12 protein-coding genes are annotated in these 15,271 nt (G+C 54.1%); 8 read left to right on the top strand and 4 right to left on the bottom strand.

Features of this window, described 5'->3' with window-relative positions; all coding sequences use genetic code 11:
- Positions 1-984: 984 nt before the first annotated feature.
- From purB to BM123_RS24475, 7 genes are all read left to right on the top strand, one after another.
- Positions 985-2,325, top strand: coding sequence for an adenylosuccinate lyase (gene purB, locus BM123_RS23495; RefSeq protein WP_090173556.1), 1,341 nt, complete (start codon positions 985-987; stop codon positions 2,323-2,325).
- Positions 2,326-2,410: 85 nt separating this feature from the next.
- A complete protein-coding gene (locus BM123_RS23490) occupies positions 2,411-3,397 on the top strand; it encodes an aldo/keto reductase (protein WP_090173554.1) in 987 nt (328 codons plus the stop codon).
- A 213-nt stretch (positions 3,398-3,610) separates the two neighbouring features.
- Positions 3,611-4,375 carry a creatininase family protein gene (locus BM123_RS23485; RefSeq protein ID WP_090173552.1) on the top strand — a complete coding sequence of 255 codons (765 nt, stop codon included), beginning with the start codon at positions 3,611-3,613 and terminating at the stop codon, positions 4,373-4,375.
- A gap of 219 nt (positions 4,376-4,594) precedes the next feature.
- Entirely contained in the window at positions 4,595-5,134 is a 540-nt protein-coding gene (locus tag BM123_RS23480) for a TM2 domain-containing protein (protein WP_217642214.1), read from the top strand.
- A 273-nt stretch (positions 5,135-5,407) separates the two neighbouring features.
- On the top strand, positions 5,408-5,914 hold the full coding sequence (locus BM123_RS24480; protein WP_217642213.1) for a TM2 domain-containing protein: 507 nt from the start codon (positions 5,408-5,410) through the stop codon (positions 5,912-5,914).
- The gene (locus tag BM123_RS23470; RefSeq protein ID WP_090173550.1) at positions 5,914-6,213 is read left to right on the top strand and encodes a DUF2752 domain-containing protein; all 300 of its coding nucleotides are present in this window, start codon (positions 5,914-5,916) and stop codon (positions 6,211-6,213) included. The genes BM123_RS24480 and BM123_RS23470 overlap by 1 nt, the downstream gene beginning before the upstream one ends.
- Positions 6,214-6,332: 119 nt before the next feature.
- Entirely contained in the window at positions 6,333-6,761 is a 429-nt protein-coding gene (locus BM123_RS24475) for a YqaE/Pmp3 family membrane protein (RefSeq protein ID WP_217642212.1), read from the top strand.
- Here the strand turns inward: BM123_RS24475 and BM123_RS23460 are convergent.
- Both BM123_RS23460 and BM123_RS23455 read right to left on the bottom strand, forming a co-directional pair.
- Positions 6,748-7,992 carry a lipid-A-disaccharide synthase gene (locus BM123_RS23460; protein WP_090173548.1) on the bottom strand — a complete coding sequence of 415 codons (1,245 nt, stop codon included), beginning with the start codon at positions 7,990-7,992 and terminating at the stop codon, positions 6,748-6,750. The genes BM123_RS24475 and BM123_RS23460 overlap by 14 nt on opposite strands.
- 261 nt (positions 7,993-8,253) lie before the next feature.
- The gene (locus tag BM123_RS23455) at positions 8,254-8,976 is read right to left on the bottom strand and encodes a CPBP family intramembrane glutamic endopeptidase (protein WP_139212076.1); all 723 of its coding nucleotides are present in this window, start codon (positions 8,974-8,976) and stop codon (positions 8,254-8,256) included.
- A 342-nt stretch (positions 8,977-9,318) separates the two neighbouring features.
- Here BM123_RS23455 and BM123_RS23450 point away from each other — a divergent pair, with 342 nt between their 5' ends.
- Positions 9,319-12,312 carry a DEAD/DEAH box helicase gene (locus BM123_RS23450; protein ID WP_090173544.1) on the top strand — a complete coding sequence of 998 codons (2,994 nt, stop codon included), beginning with the start codon at positions 9,319-9,321 and terminating at the stop codon, positions 12,310-12,312.
- A gap of 203 nt (positions 12,313-12,515) precedes the next feature.
- Here BM123_RS23450 and BM123_RS23445 read toward each other — a convergent pair whose 3' ends face one another.
- Positions 12,516-13,034 carry a peptide-methionine (S)-S-oxide reductase gene (locus BM123_RS23445; protein ID WP_090173543.1) on the bottom strand — a complete coding sequence of 173 codons (519 nt, stop codon included), beginning with the start codon at positions 13,032-13,034 and terminating at the stop codon, positions 12,516-12,518.
- 39 nt (positions 13,035-13,073) lie between these two features.
- On the bottom strand, positions 13,074-14,870 hold the full coding sequence (locus tag BM123_RS23440) for an OmpA family protein (protein WP_090173541.1): 1,797 nt from the start codon (positions 14,868-14,870) through the stop codon (positions 13,074-13,076).
- Between the last annotated feature and the right edge of the window lie 401 nt (positions 14,871-15,271).

Below are 15,271 nucleotides of genomic sequence, written 5' to 3'. Positions count from 1 at the left end.
AAGAAGTCACTACCAGAAGGAGTAAGTTACGGTATTTGGGACGTAGCTTTTCGTCCTCACTGTAACCTGAAACAAAGATATGAGTAGCAAAACCCTTGGCCTGTGTCGTTGGCTAATCGGTAGAACGACAAGGGCCGTCCCCCGAAAAGCTCTGGGTCTGGGGTTTCATTCAACGCTACTTTAGCTCGGAGGTAATACACCACTGGATTCTTTGAAGCAGAGTCTGAGTGGGCAATACACCGCGATTAATGCCTGGCTTCAGGCCAAAAATGAATGCTTTGCCACAATAGCTTCCCCTGCTCCTCCAAGCCAAAAAATGGAAAGTGAAAAACAAAATGGAGCACTATGGTGGGACGGGTGCGCTTCGCGGCTGGCTTCGCCGGTGGCGGTCTCCGGAAAATGGAGAGCTGAAAGCCGTTAAAAAATTGAAACTGTATGAGCATCCACAAAGCTATCTTTTGACACCAAATTTGAGTAACCGAAAAGTGAGTAAGCAGAGCAAGAAGCGTTGAGCGAGTTTTTCAATTTTAGGCTTTCAATTCTCTATTTTCCGATAAGACATCGGCACAGCCAAAGAATTTTGGTACTTTCCTTCTGAAAAGTACGAGCCCGTGCGGAACGGTGTAAAATAAGGGGCAGTTACCTGCTTTCTCCGATAAAAACACGGGGTTTTTGTAATTCGGGCATGTGTGGGCTCGCCCCACACACACGCCCGAATTGAAAGCTATCTTTAAGTGGACATCAATAGTACGGTACTTGAATATTCGAAAACCGTAGCGGATCATTGTATAAAGCACAGACGCCCGAAAGTCCCGCAATACTGCGGGACGCTTCGAGGTCCTTGCGTGCCCATCAACTCCCCCTTGCACCTGCGGCCGCGCCTGAGCTTGCTCCGTCGCCCAAATCCCTTTTGTATCTTCGCGCTCCCTATCGCTTGCGATAGCACTATCAGACTACAATTACTATCATACTATCCTACTAGAAATGTCCGCACTCCGTGCCATTGGCCCCATCGACGGCCGCTACGCCAGCAAAACCCGTGAACTCAGCGAGTACTTCAGCGAATACGCCCTGATCCGTTATCGCGTACTCGTGGAAATCCGCTACCTACAAGCGCTGCACCAGCTTGGTCTGCCGCAGTTACAGCACTTTACTACTACCCAGATGGATGATCTCAATCAGATTGTCCACAGTTTCAGTGAAGCGGACGCCGAAGAGATTAAAACCACCGAACGGACGACCAATCACGACGTGAAGGCCGTGGAGTATTTCGTCAAAGACCGGCTCACCAAAGCCGGTATGGAAGACATCCTTGAGTTCGTCCACTTTGGTCTTACGAGTCAGGACATCAACAATACGGCCATCCCGCTCACCATTAAAGATGCGCTGACCGAAGTGATTTGTCCCGGTCTGGAAAGCCTGATCAGTATGATCGACCGCCACGCCATGGAATGGGCCGAGGTGCCCATGCTGGCCAAGACCCACGGGCAGCCAGCTTCCCCTACCCTTCTGGGCAAGGAGTTCAGCGTCTGGACGCATCGCCTGCGGGAGCAACTCCGCCAGCTCCAGGACATTCCTATGCCCGCCAAATTCGGCGGTGCTACCGGCAACATGAATGCCCACTACGTTACATTCCCTGACTACGACTGGCACGCCTTCGCCAGCCAGTTCGTCAGCGACCACCTGGGCCTTAAGCGCAGCTACCCCACCACCCAGATTGAACACTATGACAACCTGGGAGCTGTGTTTCACGCCCTGAACCGTATCAGTACAATTCTGATTGATTTGTGTCGGGATGTCTGGCAGTATATTTCTATGGAATACTTCCGCCAGAAGACGATCGCCGGCGAGATCGGCAGCTCCGCCATGCCGCACAAAGTCAACCCCATCGATTTCGAAAATGCCGAAGGCAACCTCGGCATCGCCCGGGCACTGCTTACCCATCTGGCCGATAAACTCCCCATCAGCCGCCTGCAACGCGACCTGACCGATAGTACCGTGCTGCGCAATGTGGGGTTGCCCATCGCTCATATTCTTATCGCCTTTAAAGCCATCGACAAGGGCTTCAGCAAGTTGCTGCTCAATCAGGACAAACTAGCGGCCGACCTGGAGGCTAACTGGATCGTCTGTGCCGAAGCCATCCAGAATATTCTACGCCGGGAGGGCTACCCAAAACCCTACGAAGCGCTCAAAGAATTAACCCGTGGGCGGACCGTATTCAACGAAGAAATTCTTCATACGTTTATTGACGGGCTGGCCGTTAGCGATGCCATTAAGGCGGAGCTGAAGATGATCCGGCCGGAGACTTATGTGGGGCGGTTTTAGTAAAGGTTTTAAGGAGTAAAGCGTAAGGGTCTAACTTTCTTTACCCCTTAATCCCTTCCCCTCTTTAATCCTTAATTCCCTTATCATGAACTACCGACAACTAGGCAAAACCAACTTCTCCATCTCCGAACTCTCCCTCGGCACCTGGCAGGTAGGTGGCAAATGGGGAGATCCCTTTAGCGATAAAATAGCCGAAGGCATTCTTCATGCCGCCATCGATGCCGGCGTGAATTTTATTGATACTGCGGATGTCTACTCCGCCGGCCTGAGCGAGGAAGCCGTCGGCCGGGTAGTCAAGAGTCGCTCGGAGCAGGTATACGTGGCCACCAAATGTGGCCGTCAGATATCGCCCCACCTCAATGAGGGCTATACCGAAAAAGCGCTGCGCGGTTACGTGGAAGATAGTCTGCGACGTACCGGGCTGGAACAACTCGACCTCATCCAGCTACACTGCCCGCCGACGGAGGTGTATTACCGCCCGGAGATCTTCGGTCTCTTTGAACGACTGAAGGAGGAAGGCAAAATTGGTCACCTCGGTATCAGCGTAGAGAAAGTGGAGGAAGCCCTGAAGGGCATTCAGTACGACAACGTAACCACGGTGCAAATCATCTTCAACGTATTCCGGCAGCGGCCATCGGAGCTCTTGTTTCGGGAAGCGCAGGAGCGCAACGTCGGCATCATCGTCCGCGTACCGCTGGCCTCCGGCCTGCTAACCGGCAAGTTCGACGCCAACTCCACCTTCGGCAAAGAGGACCACCGACACTTCAACCGCGACGGAGCCGGCTTCGACCGGGGAGAAACCTTCAGCGGTGTCGACTATACCCTCGGCCTGCAGGCCATGGAACGGATGAAAGGCCTCTTTCCGGGGGAGAAAAACCTCGCTCCACGGGCATTGCAGTGGATCCTCCGCTTCCCAGAGGTTAGCTGTATCATCCCCGGCGCCTCTAAAGTGGAACACCTCTACTCCAACCTCTCCGCCCCCGAACTCCCTCCGCTTATGGACGAACAGGTAAATGGCATGAACGCCATTTATGAGGAGATGATTAAGGCGGGAGTGCATCAGGTTTGGTAGGAAAGATTCTCGATTCGCGATTCTCGATTGGCGATTCTTGATTTGCTTCGCAGTACTTCGTGCTCTTGATTTCGCTACCGTTAAGGAGAGGTATGTAGCTTAGTCAAATCACCCATCAAATATCGCCAATCAAATATCACATATCTTTCCACACCTTCCTTCGCGGCAGCCAAATCTAAAATCAAATATCGAGAACCAAGAATCGAGAATCATATGCCCCGCCCCTACCTCCTCGCCGAAACCAACTGGAAAGCCGTTAAAGCCACGAATTTCGAAGTAGCGGTCCTGCCCTGGGCCGCCACCGAAGCCCATAATTACCACCTGCCCTACGCCACGGACATCATTGAGGGCGAAGCCATCGCCGCCGAAGCGGGCCGTATCGCCTGGGAGGCCGGCGAAAAAGTAATCATCCTTCCCTGCATCCCGTTCGGTGTTAATACCGGCCAGACGGACATTACGCTGGACATGAACCTGATGCCAAGCACCCAGCTGGCCATCCTGCGGGACCTGATCACGGTGCTGAACCGGCAGGGCATAAAAAAACTCGTGGTTTTCAACAGTCATGGAGGGAATAGCTTTCGGACCATGCTCCGGGAGCTGGGCGTTGAATTTCCGGACATGCTGCTGGTAGAGACCAACTGGTTTAAAACCTTCGATCGCTACGATTATGTGGAAGAAGGTGGCGACCACGCCTGTGAATTGGAAACCAGCCTGGTCCTTCACCTTCGCCCGGACCTGGTGCTTCCGCTCGACCAGGCAGGTGATGGCGCGGAGCGCCAGCCACGCATCAAAGCCTTTAAGGAAGGTTGGGTGTGGCGCGAGCGCCCCTGGTCAACCATCACGGAGAGCACCGGAACGGGCGACCCCCGAAAATCCACCGCAGAAAAAGGTAAACGTTTCTTTAAAGATGTGACGGAAAAATTCGGGCAGCTCTTTATTGACCTGGCCCGTACTGACAAAGAAGACTTTTATGAGTAAGAGTTCTGACGCCAACAATTTTCGTGTATCAACAACGAAAGCCCTGGAAGCTAAAAGAGATTTGGTATTATCAAAATATTAAATACCTTGCAAGTATATCAAACTATCTGTTTCAGCTCTTTTGATATGTGGAATATCCCGAAAATCCACGATATAAATAAGTAGGGAGGCGCAGCCGAAAACCTTTCAGAGTAGGCACTTGATTTACCCATTACTTCAATGAAAAGAATTTACACCACCCTCTTGGCCGTACTATTTGTAGTCGGCACTGCTTCCGCAGCTTTCGTTGCCCCACCAGCAGCTACTGCTACTGATATTCTCACTAATCCTGACCTCGTAGAAATGTTTGCCGCCGATGGTAAGCAGGTTACCATGGACGATTTCCTGGCCATGACGCCTCGCAGCATCCGCGAGAAAACCGGCGAACGCCTCGGCCTGAAAAAGGCCATCACGCTCAAAATGGCTCAGCGCGCCATCAAAAAGCAAATCCGTAAGGAAAAGAAAGCCGGCGCTCCCGCAGCCGGTGGCGATAAAAACCAACTGGTTGCCCTGTTGCTCGCCATTTTCATCGGAGGCCTTGGCATTCACAGCTTTTACATGGGCAAAACGCTCAAAGGAATCGCTCAGATTCTTTTACTGTTGACCAGCTGGTTGATCGTTCCCGGAATCGCTTTGTTTGCATGGATTCTTTATGACATCATCACCATCGCAATCGGCAGCCAGGAGCCTAAAGACGGAAGCTGGAACCCCGAGCTGTAAAATGCTAAAAACCTACACCATCCCGGTTTAGGTGATATGACATTGAAGGGCCTGTCCGATTTCCGGACAGGCCCTTCTTTTTTATAAGGACCAGAAGTCTCTGCTCCTACTACCCTGATGAATGGGATTTGCTAAATAATGTTAAGCTTTGACTAAGCTCGTTAATTATTGTCTAAGGCAACTTAAGCGACTACTCCGAAGGTAGTTTAATCCCTATAATTGAGTACCCAATTGAATAAAACCTCTTCTGTTTTTCATCTAACCCAGTATATCATGATTAAACGATTTCACCTTTTCCTCCTCGCCATCTTCTTTGTTGGCAACATAGCGACGGCTGCCGTCGTCTCTCCGGTTAAAACAACAGCCGTGGATCCTGCTCTAAGCAGGACCTTTACCGGAACGGACAAGACATTCTCTGCCGAAGACTTTCTGGCCCTCACCCCTAAGAAAATCCGGGAGACAACCGGCCGCAAGCTCAAGCTAAAAGAGTCCATCGCCCTGAAGATGGCTCAGAAGCAGATCAAAAAGCAGATGAAAGCCGCCGAAAAAGGAAAGGCTCCCGCTAGCGACAAGCCTAAAAGCCAGGTTGTCGCCTTGATTCTTTCCCTCGTGATCGGCACATTGGGCATTCACCGTTTCTACCTCGGGTACACCACCATCGGGATCATCCAACTGCTCACGCTCGGTGGATGTGGCATTTGGACACTTATCGACATCATCCGAATTGCTCTGGGAGACCTCGGCCCGGCAGATGGTAGTGCTTACGACCCAGAACTATAATGACGGATTACTTCAAATATTTCCGCCTGGCGTTTTGGGTCATTGTTCCCATCGTGCTACTGATTCTACCCGCCACCTACTTTGACGAAGGAAGCCCCAAATGTCTGTCCATACTTCTTCTGGGCCAGGAGTGCTTCGGCTGCGGCATGACCCGCGGTATGATGCACCTGATTCATTTAGACCTAGCAGAAGCGCTTTACCATCACCCTTTAAGTGTGGTGGTGTTTCCGCTGCTGGCTTTCTTGTGGGCGAAGTGGTTTTGGAAAGATTTGCAGGCAGTTAAGTATCACCGCGCCTGAGATTATTTCACGACTGAACGAGAGTGATGATGTACCCTGACATCATCGCTCTTTTTATTTCTCTCAACTTACGAACTCACCGCTTTTCGTTTGCGTAATAAAGCAAACTAACTACGCTTATGAAGATATTTACTCCATTATTCTGCCTACTTCTCTCCCTTTTCATTTCTGTTCCAGCCCAGGCTGCTATCGTCGTTCCCGTAGCCAGCGAAACTGCCACGGCAGCAGAAAATGAAGCTGCTGCAGCAGTAGCCGCTTACAAGGAAAGCCTTAAAGACATGTCTGCCAAAGAGCGCCGCCAGCTGAAGCGTGAGCAACGCAAAGGCCTCAAGAGTGCTATTGCGGACTGGAAGGCCAGCGGAGATACCGATACCAACACCCTGTTGCTCGTCATTCTGGCGGTATTGCTTCCTCCTGTGGCGGTGCTTGTCCATCAGGGAGAGTTGAACACCAAGTTCTGGATTGCATTAATCCTGACGCTGCTGTTATACTTACCGGGATTGATCTACGCTTTGCTGGTCATCTTCGGTAACGCTAAGAAGAAGTAACAATCAACTTAGCCGCCCGGCCGGCAGCTCCCCCGGAGCCCAGTCGCTCGCGCAGCTGTTGCAACTGACCTGATTGCCGGTCCCGCTCGGGGCCGGCAATTATTTTTTGCAGCTCATCCCCCAGCCGTTCGGGGGTAAAATCGTGCTGAATCAACTCTTTGACGACGGGAGCATCCATCACCAGATTAACCAGACTGATGTATTTGATCCGGTTAGCGATCATCCATTTAGCGACGCGGTAGGCAATCCAGTTACCTTTATAAACCACTACCTGCGGCACCCCGAACAGAGCCGTTTCCAGCGTAGCCGTTCCACTGGTCACGATAGCCGCGTGAGCAGTTTGTAGCAGGCCGTAGGTATCGTTCATCAGTATCCTGAGGTGGGGAGGCCGGGCGCTACCGCAGGAGGCAATGATTTGTTCGTAGAAAGCAAGGGTTTGAGACGGCGCTCCGGCAACTACGTAGTCGTGCTCCGGGTGCAGAGCCGCGGCGGCCAGCATGAGGGGCAGGCCAACGGTTATTTCCTGTTTGCGGGAGCCGGGGAGGAGGGCTACTTTGATTGGCGGTTCTCGATTCTCGATTAGCGATTTGCTGCGCAGTACTTCGTGCTCTTGATTTCCAGCTTTGGAGGTGTCGGGGTTTCCCTGCCCCTTAACTACCCCTTCGGGGGCTGGCGCGTTGCGCCAATCGGGGGACACTGCATCCTGCGTCCGCGCCGCTTCTTCTGCCTCTTTCACTACGTCCAGTAAAGGGTGGCCCACAAAGGTGGCTTTTACGCCCCGCTCTGCATACCAGGCCTCTTCGAAGGGCAAAATCACCAGCATCCGGTCTACGTAGGCCTTGATCTGTTTTACCCGCCCCGAACGCGACGCCCATACCTGCGGGCTGATGTAATAACTCACGTCCATTCCCTGCGGCTTTGCCCATTTCGCGATGCGCAGGTTGAAGCCTGAGTAATCGATCAACACCAGTCGGTCCGGCGCAAAGGCCGCAATATCCTCCTGGCAGGCCCGCTGGTTTTTCAGGATCGTCGGCAGGTTTTTCACTACCTCCACTACACCCATGAAGGCCAGCTCCCGGTAGTGCTTCACGAGCTCAGCCCCTGCCGCCGCCATCAGGTCTCCACCCCAGGCGCGGATCTCCGCCGCCGGGTCTTCGGCCCGGATGGCCCGAATCAGGTAAGAACCGTGAAGGTCGCCCGAAGGCTCACCGGCGATGAGGTAGTAGCGCATGGAATGATATGCGATAAGTGATATTTGATATGCGATATTCGATTGAGCTATCGCAGGACAAAGATAGCCTACTTCTAAAGCTTTATTTTCCGATCCCTATATGGGAGGAGGAGCTCCAGCTCCGAACTGGAAGTCCAGGACCTCGAAGCGTCCATTTCCCGGAGCGTAGCGTAGGATAAAATGGTCCTTTGAGCGTCCGGGCCCTAGTGTGCGGGAGCCCTCGGCCCCGTTCGCGGTCGGAGCTGCAGCTCCTCCGCCCAATCAGTCCTCCAGCTTTCTTCCAAGCAGGTACCAGCTCATTAAACCGCCGAAGACGTCGATCGCCGCGTGCAGAAGCATGAGCGGCCAGAGGGTGTTCGTCCGCAGGAAAAAAAAGCCGAAAAGGACGGCCATGGCCACAATTTTGAGCACTGCCCGCCCGCCCTGATAGAAATGTCCCAGGCCAAAAGCGATGGCCGGTATCAACAAGGCACTGATCGTCGGCCACACCCCCGGCCCCAAGAGCTCCGTCAGATAGGTAACCATGAATCCCCGGTAGACGATCTCTTCTCCCACTCCGGCGGCCACCGCCAGGAAGATGAAATGCAAAAATTCCGTCACTGTGGTGGGCATAAAGCCGAGTTTGGCGAACTCCCGGCGGGTTTCATCCCGGCTTTCTTCGTTGCCGGCTTCCAGATATAAATCGAACAGATAAAGAAAGACGAAGGCCGAGAGGGTCAATACTGCCGTAGCATCATAGGGAGAGATCCCCCAGCCCAGACCGATTTCCGTAAAGGGCCGGCCGCTGAAATACCAGACCGCCAGCACCAACAAAGCCATTCCCCAAAGCAAGCCTCCGTTGCCGTAATAAAGCCCCACTTTCATCTTATGCGTCCAGTGTATACGCCCGCCGCCTGCTTTACGCCGCCGGTAAGTAGTAACGAATAGAACCGCTGGTAAAACGATTCCCAACAGAATGAATAGGAGGTGATGAGAGATGGACACGGCGGCAAGGTAGGAAGAGAATGAGGGAATGGAGGAATGAGAGATTGAAGTTTAGCTCAGACAACGGATATCCAGCGACTCACAAATCGGGAGAGTAGGACTTGCAGAATGAAATTCTATGAATCCTACTCCCCCGCAGGGGAATCGCAAGCTCCACGCAGGGGCGCTCACAGGTCCCTTGAGCCAGGCTAAGCGGACCTCGAAGCGTCCTGAAAGGACCTTCGAGCGTCCGCGTTATCCGAGTTTGCAATTGCCCTGTACTCCCCCGGCACCCGGCATCAGGCACCCAAAAGTTTTTCCTACCTTCGCCGCTTTCCGCCACCCCGCCAACCTTTTTTGATCTTGCCCCAAACCGCAGAACTCCTCTTTAACTTCGACGAATTCCGCACCGGCATTTTCCTGCCGAAAGCCTACGTCGTGGGCCGCAACGAAGCGGGCCGGCTAGTGCACGTTCACCACGCAGCCAAAGCAAGCGCACTGGGTATCTACGACATTGAGCTAACGGAGCCGCTGGCCAGAGCGCTGAGCCTGGTGGATGCCCTGCGGCAGAGTAACATCGCCGAAGCACACCGCAAGGGCGCCAAAAAAGTTCCTACGCTGGCGGGCTTACTGGGAGACAAAAGCAAGGAGCGCGACAACGTCATCCGCTACCTCCATCACCGGTCTGCAGAGATTCTCACCCTCTGCCAAAAGCATGGTTGGGCCGTCACGGTAGGGCTTGACGTCCGCAAAGAGCCCGATGGCTTCCTAACCCCCTTTGCGAAAGCAGCTCCCAGCCCGGAGCTCAAATTTATCATTGATGAAACGGGTATCAACTATCAGATGCGACTGGTGGACGAGCAGGGGAAGTCCAGTCCGGTCCGTTTTCACGACGTCAAAGTTCTCACCAATCACCCGACGCCGGGCTGGCTGGTCGTCGACAAAGAACTCTTGCAACTCGGGCAACTGGGTGGTAACCTCATAAAACCTTTTCTCAGCCGCGACGGTGTACAGGTGCCTCCGGAAAAAGCCGATCAGTACTGGCGGGAATTTGTGGTAAAAATCGCGGAGCGGAACCCGATCCTGGCGGAAGGTTTCACGGTAGAAGAGATTAGCCGTCCGGACAGATTGCGCATCAGCACACGCCCTCACCCCTTTGAAGAGCGTTACTACCTCTACCCTGAGTTCGTATACGGTAAAAAAGCCTTTGCCGTTGGCTCACCACTAAAGCCGGTGGTAGACTTTAACCTTCGTACGCCCTACCGGCTGACGCGCATCCTCCGGGATGCGGCGGCGGAGCAGGATTTACTGTCCGGACTTACGGAAGCCGGCCTGGAGCAGGTTCCGGGAAGTAATGCCTTTCGCTCCGGAGAAACCGCTGGCATTTATGCCGACCTGCGGTGGTTATTGGAGCAGGAGACCGCGCTTACGGCCAAAGGAATTGAAGTAATCACACCCGAAGAAAAAGGGCAGCGCTTCACCAGTCATGAAGGCGTTATTTCGCTGGACCTGGTGCAGGAAAACGACTGGCTTGACCTGAAAGGAACAGTAGTAGTGGGCCCGCATGAGATCCCCTTTGCCAAACTCGTCCGCTACATCCAGCGGGAAGAACGTCGCTTTGAGTTGCCGGACGGAGACATCTTCCTGATTCCCGAAGAGTGGTTTGCCAAATACCGGCCGGGGCTGCAGTTCGCCAAGGTGGAAGGCAAGAAGGTACGGATGGCACGTAGCCAGGCGCCGCTGCTGGCGCCAATGGGCCTCGACACCGGCATGGCCGAGCAGGCAGAAAGGATGGCCGAAGCCTTTACGCCCAGCTCAAAACTTAAGGCAACGCTTCGCCCCTATCAGCTCGAAGGTGCCCGCTGGCTCGTCCGTCATCACCACGAACAACTCGGTGCCTGCCTGGCTGACGATATGGGCCTGGGAAAGACACTGCAAACCATTTCGGTGCTGCTGTACGCCAAGGATCGTTTGGGCGCTGACGATTCGGCAGGCTTGGCGGGGCCCGCAGGTGCAAAGGAAGGAGTAAACAGCAATGCACCAAAAGCATCCACTAAGCAGGCGCAACCCGCTCCCCAACTAGACCTCTTCGCCCAACCGGCTGAAGACGAAGTTTTCCTCCAACCCCTCCGCGCGCTCATCGTTTTGCCCGCTTCCCTGGTATTCAACTGGCGCAACGAGCTGGAACGCTTCGCCCCTTCGTTAACGGTACAAACCCACACCGGGCAACAACGTAACAAAGACCCCCGCGTGCTGCGCCGCTTTGATGTTCTGCTGACAACTTACCAGACGGCCCTGCGCGACATTGATATTCTCCGGGAGATCGACTTCAGCTACGTTGTGCTGGACGAGAGCCAGCAAATCAAAAACCGACAGAGCAAAGTCTTCAAGGCCCTCAACGAGCTCAATGCCGTCCACCGCATCAGCCTGTCGGGCACCCCGATTGAAAACTCCCTGTCAGACCTCTGGAGTCAGATGCAATTCATCAATCCCGGTCTGCTGCGCCATTATGCCTTCTTCAAAAAAGCTTTCATCACGCCGATTGAACAGCACGACGACGACAAGAAAAAAGAACAACTCAGAAAACTGGTCAGCCCTCACCTGCTGCGACGGACAAAAGAGGAAGTAGCTCCTGACCTGCCCGAGCTCGACGTACAGCACTACTACTGTGAGATGACCAGTGCCCAGCGCAAGCTCTACGAGGCAGAAAAGTCCGCCGCCCGCAATGCGCTGCTGGGCAACTTTGCCCCCAACGACGGGCAATATAAACTCCGGGTCGTGCAAACGCTAACCCGCCTGCGGCAGTTGGCCAACCACCCTGTATTGATGGAAAGCGACTACGAAAAAGACTCCGGCAAATTCGGTGAAGTGATGGAGCAGTGGGACACCGTCCGCCGGGCCGGACACAAAGTCCTCATCTTCTCCAGCATGGTGAAGCACCTCGAACTCTTCAGAGAGAAATTGTTAGCGGCCAACGAGCCGCACGCCTGGATTACCGGCTCCGTCAACGCAAAGACCCGCGCCAATGAGGTCAAACGCTTTCAGGAAGATCCTTCGGTGCAGACCTTCTTCATCTCCATCAAGGCCGGAGGAACCGGCCTCAACCTGACGAAAGCCGACTACGTCTTCATCCTCGACCCCTGGTGGAACCCCAGCATCGAAGACCAGGCCATCGCCCGTGCGCACCGCATCGGCCGGACGGGCAACGTCTTCGCCCGGAAGTTTCTCACCAAAGACACCATCGAGGAGAAAATCAACAAACTCCAGCAGCGGAAAAAGCAACTGGCCGAAGACATCATCGGCTCCGGCGGCGGACTGGACTTTGATAAGAAAGAGTTGGACTATTTGTTGGCTTAGGTGGGTCGCTTCGCGACTTATTTGGGCGCGGAGGGCGCAGAGAACAGGAGACAAAGGAGTGAATCCAGCACTATAAATCGTGGCCATTGCTAACCATCCGCTCCTCCCCGCTCCTCTTCTCCTCCTGCTCCTTCGGAAAAAAGTTCCTCAACTCTAGCCCAAAACCAACATGTCCTTCAATCCCTTCCCGGGGGAAATAAGCGTTAGCTCCCTGCCGGAGGCGATATCGGCCCGGCCAACAGGCCAGGCCGTGTCTTTCGCAGGGCCTTCAGCTTCGGCGCAATGAACCGCTTGCAGAAAGGTTTCTCAGGATCCTTACGGTAGTAATCCTGGTGTTCCGGCAGGGAGGCTTTGAAACCGACAAAGGGCAAGACCTGCGTGAGGATGGGCTCAGGGTACTCCCTGGTCAGCCCGTTGAGAATGTGCTCGAAGGCAGCCGCTTCGCCGGCAGCGAAGTAGTAGACCGCCGATCGGTAGCGATGCCGCAAACCATGGTTCTTCGTAGCAGCATGCGTTTCCAGATGGACGGCCATCAGGTCTTCCACCGAAATAATTTCCGGATCGTAATGAACGATCACTGCCTCGGAAAAGGCCTCGTTGGGCGGTAGCGAGCTTACCCACCCCTGCTCCACGCGCGCAACGCCGCGCAGGGAAACAAAGACGCCTTCGGTACACCAATGACATCCACCGCCGAGGGCTATTTTTTGGAAAGTAGTATTCAATAGATCACCTGCTTAAGAAGGGAAAAGCCCATTCCTGTTTTAGCTACCCAGAATACCCGCGATCCTATCCTTTAGTTGATCAATTGCGATTGGCTGGTAGCTCATTTTTGCGGGGACGGTGCTGGCCTCCTCTACGTATTGGTGAGCCATCACCAGCTTTCCGTCCATTACCTGATAAGCAATTACGTGGTAGCCAAGCCCCCGGGGTATCCCGCTTCGCTTCCAGGTGCCTGCCTTCGTGTCAGGTTGGTAGGCAATGACGGAGCGGCGGTCAGTGGGAATCATGACAACGGTAGCTTTAGGGCTTGAATTAGGAACCTCCACAAGTAACTGGATACTTTCTTCTCCGGAGACGTGAAAGATGTCAATGTTCGTCCAACCAAGCTGATTAATACTAAAGAAGTAGCGCGAAATATTGCTTTGCTGCCCGCTAAGGTCCTCCAGCTCTCCCAGCTTTTCCCCCAGCATTTCGGCGCGGGCAGCCCGGGCGGCCATGTACTTTTCCCGTCGAGCAGTTTCCTGAGCCATCAGGCGACGTACCTCGGTGGTCATCAAACTCTCCTTATGCGCCTCCAGGCGTCGCTGCCAATCAGGGTGTGCCTGCTTATAGGCTTCCTGGCGGGCCGCATTACGGGCGGGCATCCCTTCATTACGGACGAGAGCCCGCTCGTAGCGCTCGCTATGACGCTGATAGGTTTCCAGTGCCTTTTGGCGCATCTCGGCTGTTTTTTCTTCTATTTTGGCTTTCGAGGTAAAGACCCCAGCGAGCCCTTTCGGCTCAAAGACAATCTCTTCCAGTACGGGAGCGACGGGCTTACGGGAAAGAAAGTTATGGTCTACCTTTTCCAACACCGGCGCTTTAGGTTCAGGATTGGCTTCCCGCCACCGGGCCATCAGGCTGCCAATGTTTGCATTAGCGGTTACGCGGAAGGAACCAAGACTTGGCAAAGGACCTAAAGAGGCGAAGAGTGCATCGGCGGAGTTGGCAACCCCTCCGGTAGTCAGTGCCCAGTCGGTAGGGGTCCCGTTTTCGTCGTGCTTAGTACCGGAGAAGATCCGCATTTGTTCGTTGAAGTCATCGGTCGGAGTAGCCGCAGTAATGGAGCGTCCTTTGCGTAGTTCAAGGGAGACACCATCGGCATCGGTTGCCGTGAGGCTAATCATGCCTCCGGTCACGAGTCGTTTGCCCGCAGCCGTGGTGGTCAGGCCAGCGATCAGCATATCCGACAGATCGTAGGCCTCGATGAGTTCAACGGAGACCGGACCGATGGTCGGGCTGCCGTCAGGGCGTACCAGCGCATTGGCTTCTAACAGGAAAGTTCCGCCTTCAGCGCCGGAGATGGTCTGGCGAACGGTTGGATCCTTAATGGTGATGGACTGCAATTGATCAGCCCGGGCCTTGCTAATGGCCGCCTCGGCACTCTCCCAGCGGGTGACGGTAGCGACGAGATCTACCCGACGATCATGCTCGCGTTCGGCATCGTCAGTGGTGTTTTGGCGGGCGCGTTGCTCGCCGTAGGTGAGCACTTCGGTGGTGGCGGGCACTATGTTCTGGCGGGCAAGTGCAGCGGTAACGGCCGCCGCGCGGCGTTCGGCCAGGGCGGTGTTGTAGGCCTCGGTTCCTTTTTCGTCGGTAAAGGCTTCCACCCTGAGGGTATAAGCAGCGTAGCTGCTCAGGGTGGTGGCAAAGTCGGCCAGTTTTTCCAGTTCTGTGCTATTGGGCTCGTAGTCCGCCGAAGCAAAGTAAAGCGAGGTTGACAGGCGAAGATCTTCCGTTTGGGCGCTGACGCAGGTGCAAAGGAGGGTTAAAAAGCAGAGGGTAAAAAGGTATCTCATTTTTATTGGGTTGTGTGGGTGTACTGGATGCTATCGTTAAAGTTAATGCATATACCCAGGTCAAAAAAGTTTTGCTGCGAAGTATCTGCTGGGTATTGATCGCTTATTATCGCGGCTACTGGCTAATTTCTCCATACCCATTCGTTTCAGGTGTAAATCACCTGAATTCAGCGAATAATTTCACCTACCTATTTTAGCAGATGCTTATTTTAACGGTTTTGCTGTCTTACACCGGAACTATCCGGGCTTATTTCCATTGCTCCTTCAACTGCTCCCCCTCCGGCGCTTTGCGCCGGGGGGGGGAACCAGGGCTAACGCATACTCACCGGACGCTTGTATGTTTGTGACAGGATCGGAAATTGTGGTTAGCTACCTAAAAGTTACGATCTTACTTCTAGCTG

It is taken from the genome of Neolewinella agarilytica (assembly GCF_900110645.1).
GTDB lineage: Bacteria > Bacteroidota > Bacteroidia > Chitinophagales > Saprospiraceae > Neolewinella > Neolewinella agarilytica.
The sequence above is the reverse complement of the archived record's forward strand: the minus strand, read 5'-3'. Positions and strand labels throughout refer to the sequence as shown.

Coding starts and splice junctions, on each gene's coding strand:
- BM123_RS23480 (WP_217642214.1), top strand. CDS start 4,595: ATGAAAAGAATTTACACCACCCTCTTGGCCGTACTATTTGTAGTCGGC.
- BM123_RS23470 (WP_090173550.1), top strand. CDS start 5,914: ATGACGGATTACTTCAAATATTTCCGCCTGGCGTTTTGGGTCATTGTT.
- BM123_RS23485 (WP_090173552.1), top strand. CDS start 3,611: ATGCCCCGCCCCTACCTCCTCGCCGAAACCAACTGGAAAGCCGTTAAA.
- BM123_RS24480 (WP_217642213.1), top strand. CDS start 5,408: ATGATTAAACGATTTCACCTTTTCCTCCTCGCCATCTTCTTTGTTGGC.
- BM123_RS24475 (WP_217642212.1), top strand. CDS start 6,333: ATGAAGATATTTACTCCATTATTCTGCCTACTTCTCTCCCTTTTCATT.
- BM123_RS23490 (WP_090173554.1), top strand. CDS start 2,411: ATGAACTACCGACAACTAGGCAAAACCAACTTCTCCATCTCCGAACTC.
- BM123_RS23460 (WP_090173548.1), bottom strand. CDS start 7,992: ATGCGCTACTACCTCATCGCCGGTGAGCCTTCGGGCGACCTTCACGGT.
- BM123_RS23440 (WP_090173541.1), bottom strand. CDS start 14,870: ATGAGATACCTTTTTACCCTCTGCTTTTTAACCCTCCTTTGCACCTGC.
- purB (WP_090173556.1), top strand. CDS start 985: ATGTCCGCACTCCGTGCCATTGGCCCCATCGACGGCCGCTACGCCAGC.